At 70.6% G+C, this 17364-nt stretch carries 19 protein-coding genes; 16 read left to right on the plus strand and 3 right to left on the minus strand.

Features of this window, described 5'->3' with window-relative positions; all coding sequences use genetic code 11:
- The 9 genes from infB to R7226_RS13610 form a co-directional block, all read left to right on the plus strand.
- Positions 1-2100 (plus strand): translation initiation factor IF-2 (gene infB / locus R7226_RS13570; protein ID WP_318597706.1); only part of this gene is annotated, 2100 nt, incomplete at its 5' end.
- 1 nt (position 2101) lies between these two features.
- The gene (locus R7226_RS13575) at positions 2102-2419 is read left to right on the plus strand and encodes a DUF503 domain-containing protein (RefSeq protein ID WP_318597707.1); all 318 of its coding nucleotides are present in this window, start codon (positions 2102-2104) and stop codon (positions 2417-2419) included.
- Complete coding sequence (gene rbfA / locus R7226_RS13580; protein ID WP_318597708.1) at positions 2416-2823, plus strand: 30S ribosome-binding factor RbfA; 408 nt, start codon at positions 2416-2418, stop codon at positions 2821-2823. The genes R7226_RS13575 and rbfA overlap by 4 nt, the downstream gene beginning before the upstream one ends.
- Entirely contained in the window at positions 2820-3824 is a 1005-nt protein-coding gene (locus R7226_RS13585) for a DHH family phosphoesterase (RefSeq protein WP_318597709.1), read from the plus strand. The genes rbfA and R7226_RS13585 overlap by 4 nt, the downstream gene beginning before the upstream one ends.
- A gap of 106 nt (positions 3825-3930) precedes the next feature.
- Positions 3931-4770: a tRNA pseudouridine(55) synthase TruB gene (gene truB / locus R7226_RS13590; RefSeq protein ID WP_318597710.1), complete on the plus strand. Its 840-nt coding sequence runs from the start codon at positions 3931-3933 to the stop codon at positions 4768-4770.
- A 99-nt stretch (positions 4771-4869) separates the two neighbouring features.
- On the plus strand, positions 4870-5781 hold the full coding sequence (locus R7226_RS13595; RefSeq protein WP_318597711.1) for a bifunctional riboflavin kinase/FAD synthetase: 912 nt from the start codon (positions 4870-4872) through the stop codon (positions 5779-5781).
- Complete coding sequence (gene rpsO, locus R7226_RS13600; RefSeq protein WP_318597712.1) at positions 5778-6050, plus strand: 30S ribosomal protein S15; 273 nt, start codon at positions 5778-5780, stop codon at positions 6048-6050. The genes R7226_RS13595 and rpsO overlap by 4 nt, the downstream gene beginning before the upstream one ends.
- The gene (locus tag R7226_RS13605; protein WP_318597713.1) at positions 6047-6502 is read left to right on the plus strand and encodes a redoxin domain-containing protein; all 456 of its coding nucleotides are present in this window, start codon (positions 6047-6049) and stop codon (positions 6500-6502) included. Before rpsO ends, R7226_RS13605 begins: the two co-directional genes overlap by 4 nt.
- Positions 6503-6524: 22 nt before the next feature.
- Positions 6525-7028 carry a DsbA family protein gene (locus tag R7226_RS13610; RefSeq protein WP_318597714.1) on the plus strand — a complete coding sequence of 168 codons (504 nt, stop codon included), beginning with the start codon at positions 6525-6527 and terminating at the stop codon, positions 7026-7028.
- Here R7226_RS13610 and R7226_RS13615 read toward each other — a convergent pair.
- Complete coding sequence (locus tag R7226_RS13615) at positions 6983-7477, minus strand: SRPBCC family protein (RefSeq protein WP_318597715.1); 495 nt, start codon at positions 7475-7477, stop codon at positions 6983-6985. The two genes, R7226_RS13610 and R7226_RS13615, sit on opposite strands and share 46 nt — an antisense overlap.
- Positions 7478-7590: 113 nt before the next feature.
- Between R7226_RS13615 and R7226_RS13620 the strand changes: the two genes are divergently transcribed.
- The 7 genes from R7226_RS13620 to R7226_RS13650 all read left to right on the plus strand — a co-directional run bounded on the left by R7226_RS13620 (position 7591) and on the right by R7226_RS13650 (position 15224).
- Entirely contained in the window at positions 7591-9882 is a 2292-nt protein-coding gene (locus R7226_RS13620; protein ID WP_318597716.1) for a polyribonucleotide nucleotidyltransferase, read from the plus strand.
- A 37-nt stretch (positions 9883-9919) separates the two neighbouring features.
- Entirely contained in the window at positions 9920-11155 is a 1236-nt protein-coding gene (locus tag R7226_RS13625; RefSeq protein WP_318597757.1) for a M16 family metallopeptidase, read from the plus strand.
- Positions 11156-11159: 4 nt separating this feature from the next.
- A complete protein-coding gene (locus R7226_RS13630; protein ID WP_318597717.1) occupies positions 11160-11816 on the plus strand; it encodes a 4-hydroxy-tetrahydrodipicolinate reductase in 657 nt (218 codons plus the stop codon).
- Positions 11817-11946: 130 nt separating this feature from the next.
- Positions 11947-12258, plus strand: coding sequence for a hypothetical protein (locus R7226_RS13635; protein WP_318597718.1), 312 nt, complete (start codon positions 11947-11949; stop codon positions 12256-12258).
- Positions 12259-12276: 18 nt separating this feature from the next.
- Positions 12277-12606, plus strand: coding sequence for a hypothetical protein (locus R7226_RS13640; RefSeq protein WP_318597719.1), 330 nt, complete (start codon positions 12277-12279; stop codon positions 12604-12606).
- A gap of 120 nt (positions 12607-12726) precedes the next feature.
- Entirely contained in the window at positions 12727-13557 is an 831-nt protein-coding gene (gene dapA, locus R7226_RS13645) for a 4-hydroxy-tetrahydrodipicolinate synthase (protein WP_404827835.1), read from the plus strand.
- Positions 13554-15224 carry a ribonuclease J gene (locus R7226_RS13650; protein ID WP_318597721.1) on the plus strand — a complete coding sequence of 557 codons (1671 nt, stop codon included), beginning with the start codon at positions 13554-13556 and terminating at the stop codon, positions 15222-15224. The genes dapA and R7226_RS13650 overlap by 4 nt, the downstream gene beginning before the upstream one ends.
- 10 nt (positions 15225-15234) lie before the next feature.
- On the opposite strand, the gene R7226_RS13655 is transcribed toward R7226_RS13650, so the two are convergent.
- Together R7226_RS13655 and R7226_RS13660 are read right to left on the minus strand one after the other, a co-directional pair.
- Positions 15235-16566 carry a sensor histidine kinase gene (locus R7226_RS13655; RefSeq protein ID WP_318597758.1) on the minus strand — a complete coding sequence of 444 codons (1332 nt, stop codon included), beginning with the start codon at positions 16564-16566 and terminating at the stop codon, positions 15235-15237.
- A gap of 49 nt (positions 16567-16615) precedes the next feature.
- Positions 16616-17305: a response regulator transcription factor gene (locus R7226_RS13660; protein ID WP_304720742.1), complete on the minus strand. Its 690-nt coding sequence runs from the start codon at positions 17303-17305 to the stop codon at positions 16616-16618.
- Between the last annotated feature and the right edge of the window lie 59 nt (positions 17306-17364).

The following is a 17364-nucleotide window of genomic DNA, read 5'->3' on the forward strand; positions in this document are numbered from 1 at the left end:
CAGCGTCCCGGCGGTCCCGGCGGACCTGGCGGCCCCCGCGGCGGTCAGCGTCCCGGCGGCCCGGGCGGCCCCGGCGGTCCGCGCGGCGGCCAGCGTCCCGGTGACGGCCCGCAGCGCAGCGACGCCCCCAACCCGAACGAGCCGAGACAGCGCCCGACGCGCGACTCGCTCGGCACCGGCGCGCCCGGTGCCGGCGGCGGTCGCCGTCGCGTCGTGATCGACTCGCAGGCCTCGCGCCGCACGCCGGGCGGCGGCCCGCAGAACCAGCCGCCGCGCCGTCAGCGCCGTGGCCGTCGCCGTCGCGGCACGTACGAAGAGCCGGCTCCGCTGGAGACGAGAGTCTCGACCGGTCCCGCGCACGTCAGAATCGCCTCCGGCGCGACCGTCAGAGACGTCGCCGAGTACCTCGACATCCCGGTCCCCGAGATCATCAAGAAGCTGATGCAGCTCGGCGAGATGGCGACGCTGACGCAGACGCTCTCCGACGACGCGATCGAGATGCTCGCGAGCGAGTTCGACCGCACGGCCGAGGTCGTCCACGCGGCCGACGACGTCGACGCCGAGCCGGTCTACGACGACTCCGACGAGGAGCTCGTCGAGCGCGCCCCGGTCGTCACGATCATGGGTCACGTCGACCACGGCAAGACGTCGCTGCTCGACGCGATCCGCGACACCGAGGTGACCGCGGGCGAGGCCGGCGGCATCACCCAGCACATCGGCGCCTACCAGGTGCACCACTCCGACAGAGAGGTCACCTTCCTCGACACCCCGGGCCACGAGGCGTTCACCGCCATGCGTGCCCGCGGCGCGAAGGCGACCGACATCGCGGTGATCGTGGTGGCGGCCGACGACGGCGTGAAGCCGCAGACGCAGGAGGCGGTCGACCACGCGAAGGCCGCGAGAGTGCCGATCCTCGTCGCCGTCAACAAGATCGACAAGGAGGGCGCGCAGCCCGACCGCGTCCGCACCGAGATGACGCAGCTGGGCCTGCAGCCGGTCGAGTGGGGCGGCGAGACCGAGTTCGTCGACGTCTCCGCGAAGACGAAGAGAGGCCTCGACAACCTGCTCGACACGATCCTCGTGATGTCCGAGGTCGAGGAGCTGCGCGCGAACCCGAACGCCGAGGCGTCGGGCATCGTGATCGAGTCGAAGCTCGACCCGGGCCGCGGCGCCGTGGCGACCGTGCTGATCCAGCGCGGCACGCTGCACGTCGGCGACGCGCTGTTCGCCGGCCCGCACTGGGGCAAGGTCCGCGCGATGAACGACTTCCTCGGCCAGCGCGTCAAGAGAGCGCTGCCAGGTGAGCCGGTCGAGATCCTCGGCTTCGACTCCGTCCCGGAGGCGGGCGAGCTGGTGCGCGTCGTCGAGAACGACCGCAAGGCCCGTCAGCTCGCCGGCGAGCGCGCGAACCGCCTCAAGACCGAGGCGCGCGCCCGTCGCTCCGGCAAGCGCATCACGCTCGAGGACATCTTCAAGAGCGAGCTGCAGGAGCTCAACCTCGTGCTGAAGGCCGACGTGGCCGGTTCGCTCGAGGCGATCGAGGACGAGATCGCGAAGCTGCCGCAGGACGAGATCTCCGTCAACGTCGTGCACCGCGGCGTCGGCGGCGTCAACGAGTCCGACGTGATGCTCGCGGCGGCCTCCGACGGCGTCGTGCTCGCCTTCAACGTCCGTCCGATCGGTGACGCGGCGCGCGTCGCCGACCGCGAGGGCGTCGAGATCCGCTCCTACGCCGTCATCTACCGCGCGATCGAGGAGCTGCGCGCGGCGATGGAGGGCATGCTGGAGCCGGAGGAGGTCGAGGACCAGATCGCCACGATCGAGGTCCGCGCGATCTTCCGCGCCTCGAGAATCGGCGTCATCGCCGGTTCCTACGTCACCGACGGCAGAGTCACGCGCGGCGCGAGAGTGCGCCTGGTGCGTGACGGCACGGTCGTCTACGACGGCGAGATCGCGTCGCTGAAGCGCTTCAACGAGGACGTCAGAGAGGTCGCGGCCGGGTTCGAGTGCGGCATCGTGCTGAGAGACTTCGCCGACGTCAAGGAAGGCGACGTGCTCGAGGCGTACACGACGCGCAAGGTCGAGCGCGAGCTGGCCTGAGATGGCAGGCGGCTTCGTCGCCGTGCTGGTGATCGACGTGCATTTCCCGGAGGCCGGGAGCCTGAAGTCGAAGCGCAAGGAGCTGTCGTCGTTGAAGGCGCAGCTCCACCAGCGCCTCGGCTGCGCGGTCTCGGAGACCGGCCATCAAGACCTGTGGCAGCGAGCTGAGCTGACCGTGGCGCTGACCGGCGGCTCGCTGCCGGTCCTCGACGCGGCGGCCGACAGAGTGCAGAACTGGCTCGACGACCAGCTGCCACAGGGCGTGAGCGTCGAGCGCCACGTCGCCTCGGTCGAGGACCTGCGTGGAGGGATAGGATGAGCGGAAGTCGAATCCGACGTGTCGACGAGGCGGTGCGTGCCGTCTTGAGCGACGCGATCACGCAGGAACTGAAGGATCCGCGCGTCGGGTTCGTCACCGTGACAGCCGTGAGAACAAGCTCAGACCTCCGACACGCTCGCGTCTACGTGAGCATCCTCGGCGACGAGGAGGCCCGCGCGGCGGGGCTGGAAGGGCTGCGCTCGGCGCAGGGCTTCCTGCAGCGCAAGGTCGCCGCGGCGGTGCGGATGAAGTACACGCCGGAGATCACCTTCGCCTACGACGACTCCGTCGACAGAGGGCTGCGGATCAACGAGCTGCTGAGAGACCTGCCGCCGGCCGAGCGCGACGAGGTCGCCGGCGACGCCGCTCGGATGGACGACTCGCAGCACGAGGAAGACGCGTGACGAGCGCCGGCACCAACGGCAAGCGCGCGACGCGCTCGCAGGTGCTCGACGAGATCCGCGGCGCGGAGAAGTTCCTGCTCGGCACGCACGAGCACCCGGACGGCGACGCGCTCGGCTCGCTCGTCGCGATGCACCAGATCCTCGTCGCGGCCGGCAAGGACTCGATCATGTTCATGGACGCCGACGAGTTCCCGCTGCCGTACGAGTACCGCTTCTTCTCCCTCGACGGCCTCGTCTCGGTCCCGCCGGCCGACATCGAGGAGCGCACGATCGTCTTCCTCGACTGCGGCAACATCGACCGCAATCCGGCCGACGCCCTGAAGTTCGAGGGCGCGCACATCCTCAACGTCGACCACCACCACGACAACACCCACTTCGGGACGGTCAACCACGTCGTCCCGGAGGCGTCGTGCACGGCCGAGATCGTCTGGGACCTGATGCGGGGACTTGAGGTCGAGGCGACCACCTCGATCGCTGAGGCGCTGTACGTCGGCCTCGTCACCGACACCGGCAAGTTCATGTACGAGAACACCGGCACGCGCGCCCACGTGATGGCCGCCGAGCTGATCGACGCCGGCGTCGACGTGCACGACATCTATCGCCGCATCTACGAGGGGATTCCCTACGCGAAGCTGGCGCTGCTGGCGCGCGGCCTCGCGCAGGTCGAGCGTTACGACGGCGGCCGCCTGACGGCGACGAGACTGACGGTCGAGGACTACCGCGCGACCGGCGCCGAGGAGAACTACTCCGAGGGCGTCATCGACCACCTCCGCTCGGTCGAGGGGACGGCAGTCGCCGCGCTCGTGCGCGACCGCCTCGGGCCCGGCCAGGAGGGCCTCAGAAAGGTCTCGCTGCGCGCCAGCGACCACCGCGTCGACGTCTCCGCGATCGCCCGCATGCAGGGCGGCGGCGGCCACCGCCAGGCGGCCGGGTTCTCGACCGACCTGCCGTGGGAGGAACTCGTCGCGTTCCTGCGCGACGAGGTCGCCAGGCAGCTCTGACTGGCGCAGCGATCGTCGTGGCTGGCAAGGACGCAGATCCGAAGGAAGGCGCCAGCCTTTCGAGGATCGAGGACGCCGCCAGGCGCGACGAGGGCAAGCCAGCGCGATGAGCACCGGGGCGAGACCCCTCACGCCTGTGGATGGCGTGATCCTCTACGACAAGCCCGCGGGGGTGACCTCGCACGACATCGTCTACCGCGTGCGGCGCGAGCTGCCGCGCAAGACGAGAGTCGGCCACGCCGGCACGCTCGACCCGTTCGCGACCGGCCTGCTGCTCGTGCTGACCGGCCGCGGCACCCGCGCGCAGCGATTCCTGATGGGGCTGGAGAAGCGCTACGAGACGATCGCCCGCTTCGGCGCGACCTCGACGACCGGCGACAGCGACGGCGAGGTCACAGAGACCGGCGTCGTGCCGGAAGGGGAGCTGACGCTGCCGACCGGGCTGGTGCGCCAGCGCCCGCCGGCCTACTCGGCGCTCAGAGTCGACGGCGAGCGCGCCTACGCGAAGGCCCGCCGCGGCGAGCACGTCGAGCTGCCCGAGCGCGAGGTGATGGTGCACGAGTTCAGCGAGCAGTGGCACGACGGCGCCCGCCGCGGCTTCGCGATCCGCTGCTCCTCCGGCACGTACGTGCGCAGCCTCGTCGCCGACCTCGGCGACGCCTACTGCGAGCAGCTGCGCCGCACCGCGATCGGCCCCTTCGACGTCGCCGACGCCGATCCGGAGCGGATCGTGCCGCTCGGGGATGTGCTCGCCTTCCTGCCGGAGCGGCAACTGGACGACGAGGAGGCCCGCAGGGCCGGCCACGGCGTCGCGGTGCCCGCCACAGGAGCGGAAGAGGGCTTCACCCGCCTGACCGACGAGCACGGCCTGATCGCGATCGCCGAGCCGCGCCTCGGCGAGGACGGCGCGCCGCTGCTGAAGCCGGTCGTCGGTCTCCGAGGCTAGCTCCCAGCCTTCTCACAGCCGCGCCGTGCTGGGGGGTGCCCAGCGCGTAGGTGGCACGGGAGGCGCCCCGCGGCGGATGCTTGACTACTCTTCCGGCGCATGCAGATCACCTGGCTGCCCGACGTCGCGCCGCGGCCCCGGCGCGTCGCCGTCGGAGAGTTCGACGGCGTTCACCTCGGTCACCGCGCTGTCATCGCGGGAAGCGACACGGTCCTGACGTTCGAACCGCACCCGCTCGCGGTCGTGCGGCCCGAGATGGCGCCGAAGCTGCTCACCAGCCTCGACGTGAAGGCCGAGCTGGTCGCGCGTCTGGGCGTACAGGAGCTGGTCGTCGTCCCGTTCGACGCGGCATTCGCGCACCAGAGCGCGCAGGAGTTCGTCGACGACGTGCTCGTCGGCACGCTGGGCGCCACGCACGTCGCCGTCGGCGACAACTTCCGCTTCGGGCACGGCGCTGCCGGCGACACGTCGCTGCTGCGCGCCGACGGGCGTTTCGAGGCGCGCGTCGTGCCGCTCGTGGAGGCCGACGGCGAGATCGTCTCGTCCTCGCATGTGCGCGGCTTGGTGCAGGCCGGCGAGGTCGAACGCGCCGCGGCGCTGCTGGGCGCCCCCTTCCGCATAACCGGCACGGTCGAGCACGGCGAGAAGCGCGGCCGCGAGCTCGGCTTCCCGACCGCCAACCTCGTCCCCGACCCGGAGCTCGTCTGCCCCGGCAACGGCGTCTACGCGACGCGCGTGTCGTGGGAGGGGGAGGAGGGCACGCGCTGCGCGGCGACCAACGTCGGCGTGCGCCCGACCTTCGAGACCGGCCTCGGGCTGCTGATCGAGGCGTTCGTGCTCGACTTCGACGGCGACCTCTACGGACGCCGCCTCACCGTCGAGTTCCTGCGCCGCCTCCGCGGCGAGCAGCGGTTCGACTCGGCGGAGGCGCTGATCGAGCAGATGCACCTCGACGTCGCCGCGGCGCGCGGGGTCTGTGCAGGCGATCCTGCTACGATGCCCGGCCGATGACGACCCTTTCCAGCGAGCGCAAGCAAGAGCTGATCGCGAAGTTCGGCAGAGACGAGAAGGACACCGGCGCGGCCGAAGTCCAGATCGCGATGCTGACCGAGCGCATCAACGACCTCACCGAGCATCTGCGCACCCACAAGAAGGACCACCACTCTCGGCGCGGCCTGCTCATGCTCGTCGGCCGTCGCCGCCGTTTCCTCAACTATCTCCAGCGCAAGGACCTCAACGGGTACCGCGCGCTCGTGAGAGAGCTCGGTCTGCGCAAGTGAGCGTCCTGCAGCCGGGCACGCCCGCGCCGGAGTTCAAGCTCCAGCGCGAGGACGGCGAGGCGTTCACCCAGGACGACCTCAAGGGCAGAACGACCGTCCTGGTCTTCTACCCGTTCGCGTTCAGCCCGGTCTGCACGGACCAGCTCAACCTCTACGAAGAGGTTCTGGACCAGTTCACCGCGCAGGGGGCGACGCTCTACGGCGTCTCCTGCGACTCCTCCTGGACGCAGAGAGCGTTCAAGGAGAAGCTCGGCGTCACGATCGAGCAGCTGTCGGACTTCGAGCCGAAGGGCGCGACCTGCGCGGCCTTCGGCGTCCTGCACGAGGGCGGCTTCCCGCAGCGCGCTCTGGTGATCGTCGGCCCCGACGGCACGATCACCTGGAGCTACCAGGCACCCTCCCCGGGCGACCTGCCGGGCGCCAACCTGATCTTCGACGGCCTCGCGGCCTGAGCGGGCGCGCCGTGAGGCGCCGATGACCGAATCGCTCGGCAGCGCGCCTTTGCCGCCGCCGCAGCCCGACGACCATCTCGACGGGCCGGACGCCAAGCCGCTGGCGATCGTCTACGCCGACTACGAGTGCCCCTACTGCGCGGTGCTCGAAGCGCGTCTGCGTGAGCACGGTGCGCGGCGGGTCTTTCGCCACTTTCCTGTCAAGTCCAAGCACCCGCGCGCCTGGGCGGCCGCCTGCGCCGCCGAGGCGGCGGCGCTGCAGGGCCGCTTCTGGGAGATGCACGCGGCGCTGTTCGCCGACCAGGGCCGGCTCGAGGACCCGCACCTGTGGGCCCGCGCCGAGCGACTCGGCCTCGACGTCGAGCGGTTCGACGCCGACCGCCGCTCGGACGCGACGATCGCGCGCGTCAGGCGCGACTTCTCCAGCGGCGTGCGTGCCGGCGTCGTGACGACGCCGACGCTGTTCCTCTCAGGCGTTCCCTATCCGGGGCTGCCGAGCGACGAGCTGCTCGCACGGCTCAGCTGAGCGGCGACCGCCGTCGCGCGGTGGTCGAAGATGCGGTCGAGGTCGCGTCTGACCAGGAGCCGGTGCGCCAGCTCGCCGAGCGGGCCGAGCGGCAGCGCGTAGCGGACGGTGTCGCGCATCGTCGTCCAGCCGGGCCTGGCGGGATCCTCGGCGAACTCGTGCGTGTGGTGCCAGAGCGCGTAGGGGCCGCTCACCTGCGCGTCGACGAAGCGCCGGCCGGGCTCCCATGTCTCGATCCGGGTGCGCCAGCGCAACGGAATCCCGTGCAGGCGCAGGCGGTAGTCGATCAGCGTTCCCGCGCCCATCTCGATCGGCTCCGGCGTCAGCACGCGGAAGCCGAGCCAGGCCGGCGTGATCGCCTCGAGGTTGCGCGCGGCGCCGAAGAAGGGAAAGACGGTGTCAGGGGAGCCGGGAAGCGTCTGCTCGCGCGTCAGGAGATGGACGGTCATATCCGAGTTACGCAGGCGTTTTGCGAGGGGATCGCTACGATGGGTGAGTTCCGTAAAGAAAAAGCGCAAGCTCTCCGCCTACCGAACGGCGGAGCAGAAGGGAAAACACACATATGTCTGACGCCGTTACGCGGCTTTCCGTCGAGATCGCCGGTAAGGAGATCTCGTTCGAGACAGGTCGCATGGCCAAGCAGGCCTCTGGCGCAGTCGTCGTCCGCTCGGGCGACACGATGGTCCTGTCGACGGCGACCGCGGGCAACCTCCGCGACGTCGACTTCCTTCCCCTCACGGTTGACGTCGAAGAGCGCATGTACGCCGCGGGCAAGATCCCCGGCTCGTTCTTCAAGCGCGAAGGTCGCGCCGGCGAGAAGGCGACGCTCGTCGCCCGCATGGTCGACCGTCCGATCCGCCCGCTGTTCCCGAAGGGCTGGCGCCGTGAGACGCAGCTCGTCACGCTGACGCTCTCGGTCGACCACGAGCACTCGTACGACATCCTCGCGATGAACGGCGCCTCCGCGGCGCTGATGATCTCCGACATCCCGTTCCCGACGCCCGTCGGCGCGGTCCGGATCGGCAAGGTCGACGGCAACTTCGTCGTCAACCCCAACGAAGAGGACCTGCTCGAGAACACTGATCTCGACCTGATCGTTGCGGGCACCGAAGAGGCCATCCTGATGGTCGAGGCGGGCGCCAACGAGATCCCCGAGGCCGAGATCCTCGACGCGCTCGACATCGCCCACGACGCGATCAAGAAGCTCTGCAGACTGCAGTGGCAACTGGCCAGAAAGGCCGGCAAGGCGAAGACCGAGGTCGAGGTCCCGCAGGTCGACGAGAGACTGCTGAGACAGCTCACGAGATCGCACGGCAGAAAGCTCGACAGAGCGACCGCCGTCGTCGACAAGCTCGAGCGTCAGGACGCGACCAAGGCCGTCGAGGCCGAGGTGTTCGCGAGATACGCCGCCGACGAGGACGACGCCGAGACGCGTCAGAAGGTGCAGCTTGCCTTCGACAAGCTCGAGAAGTCGCTGATCCGCGAGCGGATCGCCGTCAAGAAGAAGCGTCCGGACGGCCGCAGAGCGGACGAGATCCGTCCGATCACGATCGAGGTCGGCGTCACGCCGCGCACGCACGGCTCCGCGCTCTTCACGCGCGGCCAGACGCAGGCGCTGTCGACGGCGGCGTTGGGCACGACGCGCGAGGAGATGCGCCTCGACACGCTCGGTCTGGAAACCAGAAAGTACTACTTCCACCACTACAACTTCCCGCCCTTCTCGGTCGGCGAAGCTGGCTTCATGCGCGGCCCCAAGCGCCGCGACATCGGCCACGGCGCGCTCGCCGAGCGTGCGCTCGTGCCGATGATCCCGTCGCTGGAGGAGTTCCCCTACACGGTTCGCGTCGTGTCAGACATCCTCGAGTCCAACGGCTCCTCGTCGATGGCGTCGGTCTGCGGCTCCTCGCTGTCGCTGATGGACGCGGGCGTGCCGCTCAAGCGCCCGGTCGCCGGCATCGCGATGGGTCTGATCAAGGAGGGCGACGACTACATCGTGCTCTCCGACATCGCCGGCATCGAGGACCACCTCGGTGACATGGACTTCAAGGTCGCCGGCACCTCGGAGGGCATCACCGCCCTCCAGATGGACATCAAGATCACGGGCGTGACCTTCGACATCCTGCGCGACGCGCTCGCCCAGGCGAAGGAAGGCCGCACCTTCATCCTCGGCAAGATGGCCGAGGCGCTGTCGGAGCCGCGTGAGGAGCTGTCGAAGTGGGCGCCGCGGATCGCGACCGTCCAGATCGACCCCGACAAGATCGGCCTGCTGATCGGCAAGGGCGGCGAGACGATCCGCGGCCTGTCCGAGGAGTTCAGCGCCCAGATCGACGTCAACGACGAGGGCCAGGTGCTCGTCTACGCGCAGAACGGCGAGCAGGGCGACGCGCTCGCCGAGCGCATCCGCACGATGACCAAGGAAGTCGAGATCGGCGACTCCTTCAACGGCAGAGTCGTCAAGACGACGACCTTCGGCGCCTTCGTCGAGCTGGCGAAGGGCACCGACGGCCTCCTGCACATCTCGAACATCTCGCCCGGCAGACGCGTCGACACGGTCGAGGACGTCCTCAACAAGGGCGACGAGATCCAGGTGCGCGTCTTCGAGGTCGACCGTGAGCGCGGCCGCATCGGCCTGCGTCTCGCCGACGATCCCGACGTCGCGGGCAAGAGCGTCGAGGAGATCACCGCGGCGGCGGCCAGCGCCGGCAACGGCGGTGGCGGCGGCGACCGCGGTCCGCGCGAGCGCTCCGACCGCGGCGCGCGTCGCGGCGGCGGTGACCGCGGCGGACGCGGGCGCGACGATCGCGGTGGCCGTGGCGGCCGCGGCGGCCGTGACCGCGATCCGGACCGTGGCTGACCACAGAATCACCGAGCTGGAATCCGGCGTTCGGATCGTGACGGAGGGCATGCCCTCCGTCCGGTCCGTCTCGCTGGGCTACTGGATCGGGACCGGCTCGCGGGGCGAGGATGACGCGCAAGCGGGCCTCTCGCACCTGATCGAGCACCTGCTCTTCAAGGGCACGGCCAGATACGAGTCGCTCGAGATCGACCAGATCTTCGACGGCATGGGGGCGGAGCTGAACGCCGGCACGGGCAAGGAGACGACCTCCGTCTACTCGCGCGTGATCGACGAGCACTTCGACCTTGCCTTCGACGTCATGAGCGACATGGTCTTCAGACCGCGCTTCGACGACATCGACAGCGAGCGCGAGGTGATCCTCGAAGAGATCGCGATGTACGAGGACGACCCGCAGGACAAGGTCTTCGACGTGCTCGGCGAGGCCGTCTTCGGCGACCACCCGCTCGGCCGTTCGATCATCGGCTCGTCCGAGGTCGTCGCGAGAACGCCGGTCGACGGCATCCGCGCCTTCCACGACAGCCGCTATGTCGCCTCCAACGTCGTGATCGCGGCGGCCGGCGCGGTCGACCATGAGGCGCTCGTCGAGCTGGCGCGCACGCGCGTGCCCAACGGCGGCCGCAGCGCCGACGCGCCGACGCCGCAGCCGGCGCCGAGCGTGCTGACTCCGCGGGTGCTGTTCGAGCGCAAGGACACCGAGCAGTACCACGTCTGCCTCGGCGGCCCGGGGATCCCGCGCGACGACGACCGTCGCTACGCGCTGCGCGTGCTCGACACGCTCTTCGGCGGGACCTCTTCCTCGCGCCTCTTCCAGGAGGTGCGCGAGAAGCGCGGCCTGGCGTACTCGGTCTACTCCTTCACCGGCCAGTTCTCCGACACGGGGCAGATCGGCCTCTACGTCGGCACGCGCAGCGACAACCTCGCGCCCGCGCTGGAAGTCGTCGCGAGAGAGCTGGAGCGGCTGCAGCGCGAGCCGGGGACAGCCGACGAGCTGTTGCGGGCGAAGGAGAACCTGAAGGGCCGCGTCGTGCTGTCGCTGGAGTCGACCGGGTCACGCATGAACCGGCTCGGGTCGGCCGTGCTGAGCGGGATGCCGCTGCTGTCGCTCGACGAGATCGTCGCGCGGATCGATGCGGTCTCGCTCGACGACCTCGCCGAGATGGCGAGCGAGCTGTTCGACCCCGCCAAGCTCTCGACCGGCGGCATCGGGCCGGACGAGGACCTCTTCAGAGCGGCGCTCGGTCCGCTCGCACCGCAACCAGTGGGGGCCTAGAGAAGTGATCAGAGTCGCTGTCGCCGGCGCCGCCGGCCGCATGGGGTCGACCGTCTGCGACGCCGTCGAGGGCGCCGACGACATGGTCCTGACCGGGCGCGCCGACCCGGCGCTCGGCACGAGCCTCGCCGACGTGCTCGGCGAGGCCGACGTCGTCGTCGACTTCACGCGCCCCGACACGGCGCTGGCGAACGCGCTCGAATGCGTCGCCGCCGGCGTCCACGTCGTGATCGGGACGACGGGCTTCGACATCGCGCCGCTGCGCGAGGCGACGGGCGCGAACGTCTTCTACGCCCCGAACTTCGCGATCGGCGCCGTGCTGATGATGAAGTTCGCCGCCGAGGCCGCCAGACACATGGCGAAGGCCGAGATCATCGAGCTGCACCACGACAGAAAGCTCGACGCGCCTAGCGGCACGGCGGCGCGCACGGCCGAGCTGATGGCGGCCGCGACGGGGGGGACGGCGCCGCCGATCCACTCCGTCCGCCTGCCGGGCATGGTCGCCAACCAGGAGGTCATCCTCGGCGACCTCGGGCAGACGCTGACGATCCGCCACGACACGGTCGACCGCGTCTCGTTCATGCCGGGCGTGCTGCTCGCCGTGCGCAGAGTCGCCGCGATCGAGCAGAGCCCGCTCGTCGGGCTCGAGCACCTGCTCTAGGCACGCCGCCGACGCTATCCTCCGGTTCCCGGTACGCTGGGCACCGGAGGGGTCGACGCTGCGCGAGCACACCCGACACATCCTGGTCGTAGCCGGCCGCACGGCGGTCTCGCCGACGCTGCGCAGCGCCTTGGAGGCGCGCGCGGCGCGCGGCCCTGCCGAGTTCACGCTGCTGCTGCCCGGCGCCGATCCCGACGCGCCGCTGCGGCTGCTGCGCGCCGTCGAGCAGCTGCGCTCCCGCGGCCTCGACGTCGCCGGCCAGCTCGGCGAGGCCGACCCGGTCGACGCCGTCGCGGCGGCGTGGGATCCGCGCGAGTACGACGAGGTCGTGCTCAGCACGCTGCCGCTCGGCCGCTCGCGCTGGCTGGCGCTCGACGTTCCCGGCCGCATCGAGCGCGCGACCGGCGTCGCCGTCGAGCGGGTCGTCGGCGCGACGGAGTAGCGCGCTACCGTCAGCGGCGTGAGCATCCTCGTCGCCGTCACCGACCATGCCGTCGAGCGCTTCCGCCAGCGCGTCGCCGCGCGCAGCGGCGCGCTCGACCCCAGACCGGAGATCTCCGGGCGCGTCAGCCGCGCCTGGGCGGCCGGGCGCTGGAGCGACCAGCCGCCCGCCGGTGCCAGCGGCGCACGCGGCTCCGTCTACGTGCGCGACCTCGTCGACCGTGACCTCGTCTTCGTCTGCCGCCGCGACCGCGACGGCGGCGAGCTGGTCGTGATCTCGCTGTGGGAGGAGGGGCGGATCGGCAGCCCTCGCGTCCCGCGCCGCTTCACCGACGCACTGCGCCGCTGACCGTTGGCGGCGCGGCGGCGACCCCGCGCGGCCGGGTGTCGCGAGGACGGCGGGGCGTCCTGTCGCCCTCCTTGCGATAATGATCGGCGAATGTCAGGGCTGGGAGCAATTCTCACTGCGATGGTGACTCCGTTCGACGCGCAGCTGCGCGTCGACGAGGACGGCACCGTTCGCCTCGCGAACCACCTCGTCGCGCACGGGTCGGACGGCCTCGTCGTCTGCGGCACGACGGGGGAGGCCACCACGCTCACCGACGTGGAGCATCTGCGCGTCATCGAGCTGGTCGTCGCCGAGCTGAAGGGCCGCGCGACCGTCGTCGCCGGCGTCGGCTCCAACGACACGCGTCACGCGGTCCATCTGACCGAGAAGGCGACCGAGCTGGGCGCCGACGCGCTGCTGCACGTGACGCCGTACTACAACCGCCCCAACCGGCGCGGGATCGTGCGGCACTTCGAGGAGGTCGCGAAGGCGACCGACAAGCCGATCGTGCTCTACAACATCCCCGCGCGCACGGGCACCGACATGCCCAACGACCTGCTCGCCGAGCTGGCGCAGATCGACAACGTGACCGCGGTCAAGCAGGCCAACCCGGACAACCTCGCGCCGGTCGACGGCCTCGAGCTGTACGCCGGCAACGACGACATGCTCGCCGACGTGCTCGACCTCGGCGGCGCCGGCGGCATCCTCGTCGCCAGCCACGTCGTCGGCGAGCAGATGCGCCGGATGGTCGACGAGCCCGACAACCGCCGCACGATCGACGCCTCGTTGCAGGACGTCTACGCGGCGATGGGCGCGACGACCAACCCGATTCCGGTCAAGGCCGCGCTGAACCTGCTCGGCCACGCCGTCGGGGGCCTGCGGCTGCCGCTGGTCGAGGCCGACGAGCACGAGTTGGCGATCGTGCGCAGGGCGCTCGAGTCCCACGGGCTGCTGGCGACGGCCTCCGCGTGAGCTCCGGAACGCTTCGCGTCCTGCCGCTCGGCGGCCTGGGAGAGATCGGCAAGAACATGACGGTCGTCGAGTACGACGACCGCATCATCGTCGTCGACACCGGCCTGCGCTTCCCGACCGCCGAGCAGATGGGCATCGACCTCGTCCTGCCCGACTTCTCCTACCTGAGAGGCCGCGTCGAGGACATCGAGGCGATCGTCATCACGCACGGCCACGAGGACCATCTCGGCGCGCTCCCGTGGGTGCTGCGTGAGCTGGGGCTCGACAACCCGCCGCCGGTCTACGGTGGGCCGCTGGCGATGGCGATGGCGCGCTCCAAGCTCGACGAGCACCGCATCAGAGACGTCGTGCTGGAGGACGTGCCGGACGGCGAGACGATCGAGGCCGGTCCGTTCGACATCGAGCTGATCCACATGACGCACTCGATCCCGGACTCCAACGCGGTCGCGATCACGACCGACGTCGGGACGGTGCTGATAACGGGCGACTACAAGTTCGACCAGACGCCCGTCGACGGCCGCCCGGCCGACATGGCGCGTCTGGCGGAGCTCGGCAGAGAAGGCGTGCTGCTGCTGTGCGGCGACTCGACGAACGCCGACCGCCCGGGCTATTCGCCGTCGGAGTCGAGAGTCGGCCCGCACCTCGAAGAGGTCTTCAGCCGCTGTGACGGCCGCATCGTCGTGACCAGCTTCGCGTCGAACATCCACCGCGTCCAGCAGGTCGTCGACGCCGCCGCCGCGCTCGGCCGCAAGGTCGCGCTCGTCGGCCGCTCGATGCGCAAGAACGTCAACATCGGGCGTTCGCTCGGCCACATCGAGGTCCCCGAGGGGATGCTGATCCAGCCGCGCGAGATCGACGACTTCCCCGACGAGCGGGTCGTGATCATCTCGACCGGCTCCCAGGGCGAGCCGCTGTCGGCGCTGCGCCGGATGGCGCACAACGACCACCGCCAGGTGAAGCTGCGCCAGGGCGACACCGTCGTCTTCTCGGCGACGCCGATCCCCGGCAACGAGCGCGCCGTCAACGAGACGATCGACCGGCTCTACCACATCGGCTGCGACGTGATCACGACCGCCGACGCTCCTGTGCACGCCTCCGGCCACGGCTATCAGGAGGAGATGAAGCTGATGCTCAACCTGACGCGGCCGAGATACGTGATGCCGATGCACGGCGACTTCAAGCGGATCCACCTGCACGCGCAGCTGGCCGAGTCGGTCGGGATCGACAGCGACGCGATCTTCCAGGGCGAGAACGGTCTGCCGCTGGAGATCAGCGAGCGCGGCGCCCGCTGGGGCGACAAGGTCCAGTCGGGAATGATCTTCGTCGACGGCGTCGACATCGGCGATCCGGCCGACGTCGCGCTGCGCGACCGCAGAATGCTGTCGGCCGACGGCATCTTCATCGTCGTCGCGACGATCTCCGAGCAGGACGGCCAGTCGGTCGTGCCGCCCGAGGTGATCTTCCGCGGCGTGCCGTTCGTCGCCGAGGCCGACGAGCTGATCGAGGAGATCCGCGGCGCGATCGAGGACTCGCTCGCGCAGGCCGCGAGAGACAGAGTGCGCGAGGTCGACCTGCTGCAGCAGCAGCTCCACGACGACCTCGCCGCCTTCGTCTACGACAAGCTGAAGCGCCGGCCGATGGTCTTGCCAGTCGTCGTAGAGGTCTGAGCGACCGCTTCTAGGCGACTGCCGGCTGCTTGAGCGCCGGCAGCCGCACCGTGAAGCGGGCGCCGCCGCCGGGCGTCTCGTCGACCGTCACGTCGCCGCCGTGCGAGCGCGCGACGGCGCGCACGATCGAGAGGCCGAGGCCGGAGCCGCTCGGGCCGCCGTCGCCGCTGCCGCGCACGAACCGCTCGAACAGCCGCTCGCGCAGCTCCGGCGCGATCCCGGGCCCGTCGTCCTGCACGACGAGGATCACCTCGTCCTCGACGTGCGCGAGCGCGGCGTGGACGTTGGTGCCGGGCGGCGTGTGGCGCAGCGAGTTCTCGATCAGGTTGAGCGCCAGCCGGTGCAGCTCGTCGCGCTCGCCGGAGACGAGCACCTCGCCCGGCCCGGTGTCGACCGACAGCTCGTGGTCGGCGCTCTGCGCCAGCGGCTCCAGCTCCGCCGCGACCTCGACGAGCGTCTGCGCGAGATCGGTCGGGCGGTGGGGGACGACGCGGCCGGCGTCGGCGCGCGCCAACAGCAGCAGGTCGGCGACCAGGCGCCGCATCCGGCGCGAGGAGCGCAGGGCCGAGGCGGCGGCGTCGCGCTGGTCGCCGTGGAGCGTCTCCTCCAGCAGCTCGAGGTTGGCGAGCACCGAGGTCAGCGGCGTGCGCAGCTCGTGCGAGGCGTCGGCGACGAAGCGGCGCTGGCGCTCCAGCGTCGCCTCCGTCTCGCTCTGGGCGCGGTCGAGCGCCTGCAGCATCTCCTCCAGCGTCGCGGCCAGCTCACCGACCTCGTCGTCGGCCTCCTGCTGAGGCATGTGACGGGAGGGGTCGCGCGTGCGGCCGATCTCACGCGCCGTCGCGGTCAGCTCCGCGATCGGCGCCATCGCGCGACGCGCGACCAGCAGGCCGGCGGCGAGCGCCAGCGCGGCGCCGCCGAGCACGCCGAAGACGAGGAAGAAGCGGACTTTCGCGATCGTCGCCTTCGTCGCGGAGAAGGGACGCGCGTAGAGGATGTAGGCGTAGCCCGTCGGGCTGACGGGAACCTGACGCGCCTCGACGCGGTAGCCGTCCTCGTCACGCGGGAACGAGCCCTTCGGCTCGATCCGGGGGCGGCTGTCGAGCGCGCCGCCGTTGTTGCACATCAACGTGCCGTCGAAGTAGTAGACACGCACCTTCGCGCTCTCGCCGCTGGCGAGGTCGCCGAGGCGCCCGCAGTCGGGCGCCCCCGTGTTCGGGTCGAAGGTGATTCTCGCCCGCCCCTGCAGGTAGTCGGCCGACTTGCGCACCGAGTCGTTGAACTGGATGCCGATCTGGCGCGTCGTGAGGAAGCCGACGATGATCGCGAAGCCGCAGAGGATCACGAACGTCAACGCCGCGGACCCGCCGGCGAGCCGCCAGCGGGTCGGGACCCTACGGTACGCGGAGGACGTAGCCCGCGCCGCGGATCGTATGGAGGAGTCGAGGCTCACCGTCCGCTTCCAGCTTCCGTCGCAGGTTGGAGACGAACACCTCGATCGTGTTCGTCGTCGAGAACGGGTCGTAGCCCCACACCTCGTCCAGCAGGCGCTGGCGCGAGATCACGATCCGCTCGTTGCGCATCAGGTATTCCAGCAGCTCGAACTCGCGCTGCGTCAGCTCGATCGACCGCTCGGCGCGGTGGACCTCGTGCGTGTCCGGGTTCAGGCGCAGGTCGCCGACCGTCAGCGGCGCGGAGCCGCGCGGCGGGCGCCGGCGCAGCAGCGCGCGCAGCCGCGCCAACAGCTCCTGGCGCTCGAACGGCTTGACGAGGTAGTCGTCGGCGCCGGCGTCGAGACCCTCGACGCGCGATTCCAACGCGTCGCGCGCGGTGAGCATGAGGATCGGCACGTCGTCGCCTTCGCGCAGCGTCTTGGCGACGTCGATGCCGTCGAGCTTCGGCAGCCCGAGGTCGAGGATCACGAGGTCGGGCAGGAAGGAATGCGCCTCGTCGAGCGCGCTGACGCCGTCCCCGGCGGTGCGCACGTCGTAGCCCTCCATGCGCAGCGAGCGCTGGAGGACCTGGGCGATCTCGTCGTCGTCCTCGACGACGAGCACGCGGGCGGGGCGGGCGTAGTCGCTCATGACCGTCGATCCTAAAGGGGAAAGGCGTGCAATGGGGCGGCTTTTAGCGAGTCGTTATG

Source organism: Conexibacter stalactiti, from assembly GCF_033542075.1.
Classification (GTDB): Bacteria; Actinomycetota; Thermoleophilia; order Solirubrobacterales; family Solirubrobacteraceae; genus Conexibacter; species Conexibacter stalactiti.

What these genes read in the sequence shown, in the direction of transcription:
- R7226_RS13575 (WP_318597707.1), top strand. Translation starts at nt 2,102, where the DNA reads ATGGCAGGCGGCTTCGTCGCCGTGCTGGTGATCGACGTGCATTTCCCG.
- rbfA (WP_318597708.1), top strand. Translation starts at nt 2,416, where the DNA reads ATGAGCGGAAGTCGAATCCGACGTGTCGACGAGGCGGTGCGTGCCGTC.
- truB (WP_318597710.1), top strand. Translation starts at nt 3,931, where the DNA reads ATGAGCACCGGGGCGAGACCCCTCACGCCTGTGGATGGCGTGATCCTC.
- R7226_RS13595 (WP_318597711.1), top strand. Translation starts at nt 4,870, where the DNA reads ATGCAGATCACCTGGCTGCCCGACGTCGCGCCGCGGCCCCGGCGCGTC.
- rpsO (WP_318597712.1), top strand. Translation starts at nt 5,778, where the DNA reads ATGACGACCCTTTCCAGCGAGCGCAAGCAAGAGCTGATCGCGAAGTTC.
- R7226_RS13610 (WP_318597714.1), top strand. Translation starts at nt 6,525, where the DNA reads ATGACCGAATCGCTCGGCAGCGCGCCTTTGCCGCCGCCGCAGCCCGAC.
- R7226_RS13615 (WP_318597715.1), bottom strand. Translation starts at nt 7,477, where the DNA reads ATGACCGTCCATCTCCTGACGCGCGAGCAGACGCTTCCCGGCTCCCCT.
- R7226_RS13620 (WP_318597716.1), top strand. Translation starts at nt 7,591, where the DNA reads ATGTCTGACGCCGTTACGCGGCTTTCCGTCGAGATCGCCGGTAAGGAG.
- dapA (WP_404827835.1), top strand. Translation starts at nt 12,727, where the DNA reads ATGGTGACTCCGTTCGACGCGCAGCTGCGCGTCGACGAGGACGGCACC.
- R7226_RS13660 (WP_304720742.1), bottom strand. Translation starts at nt 17,305, where the DNA reads ATGAGCGACTACGCCCGCCCCGCCCGCGTGCTCGTCGTCGAGGACGAC.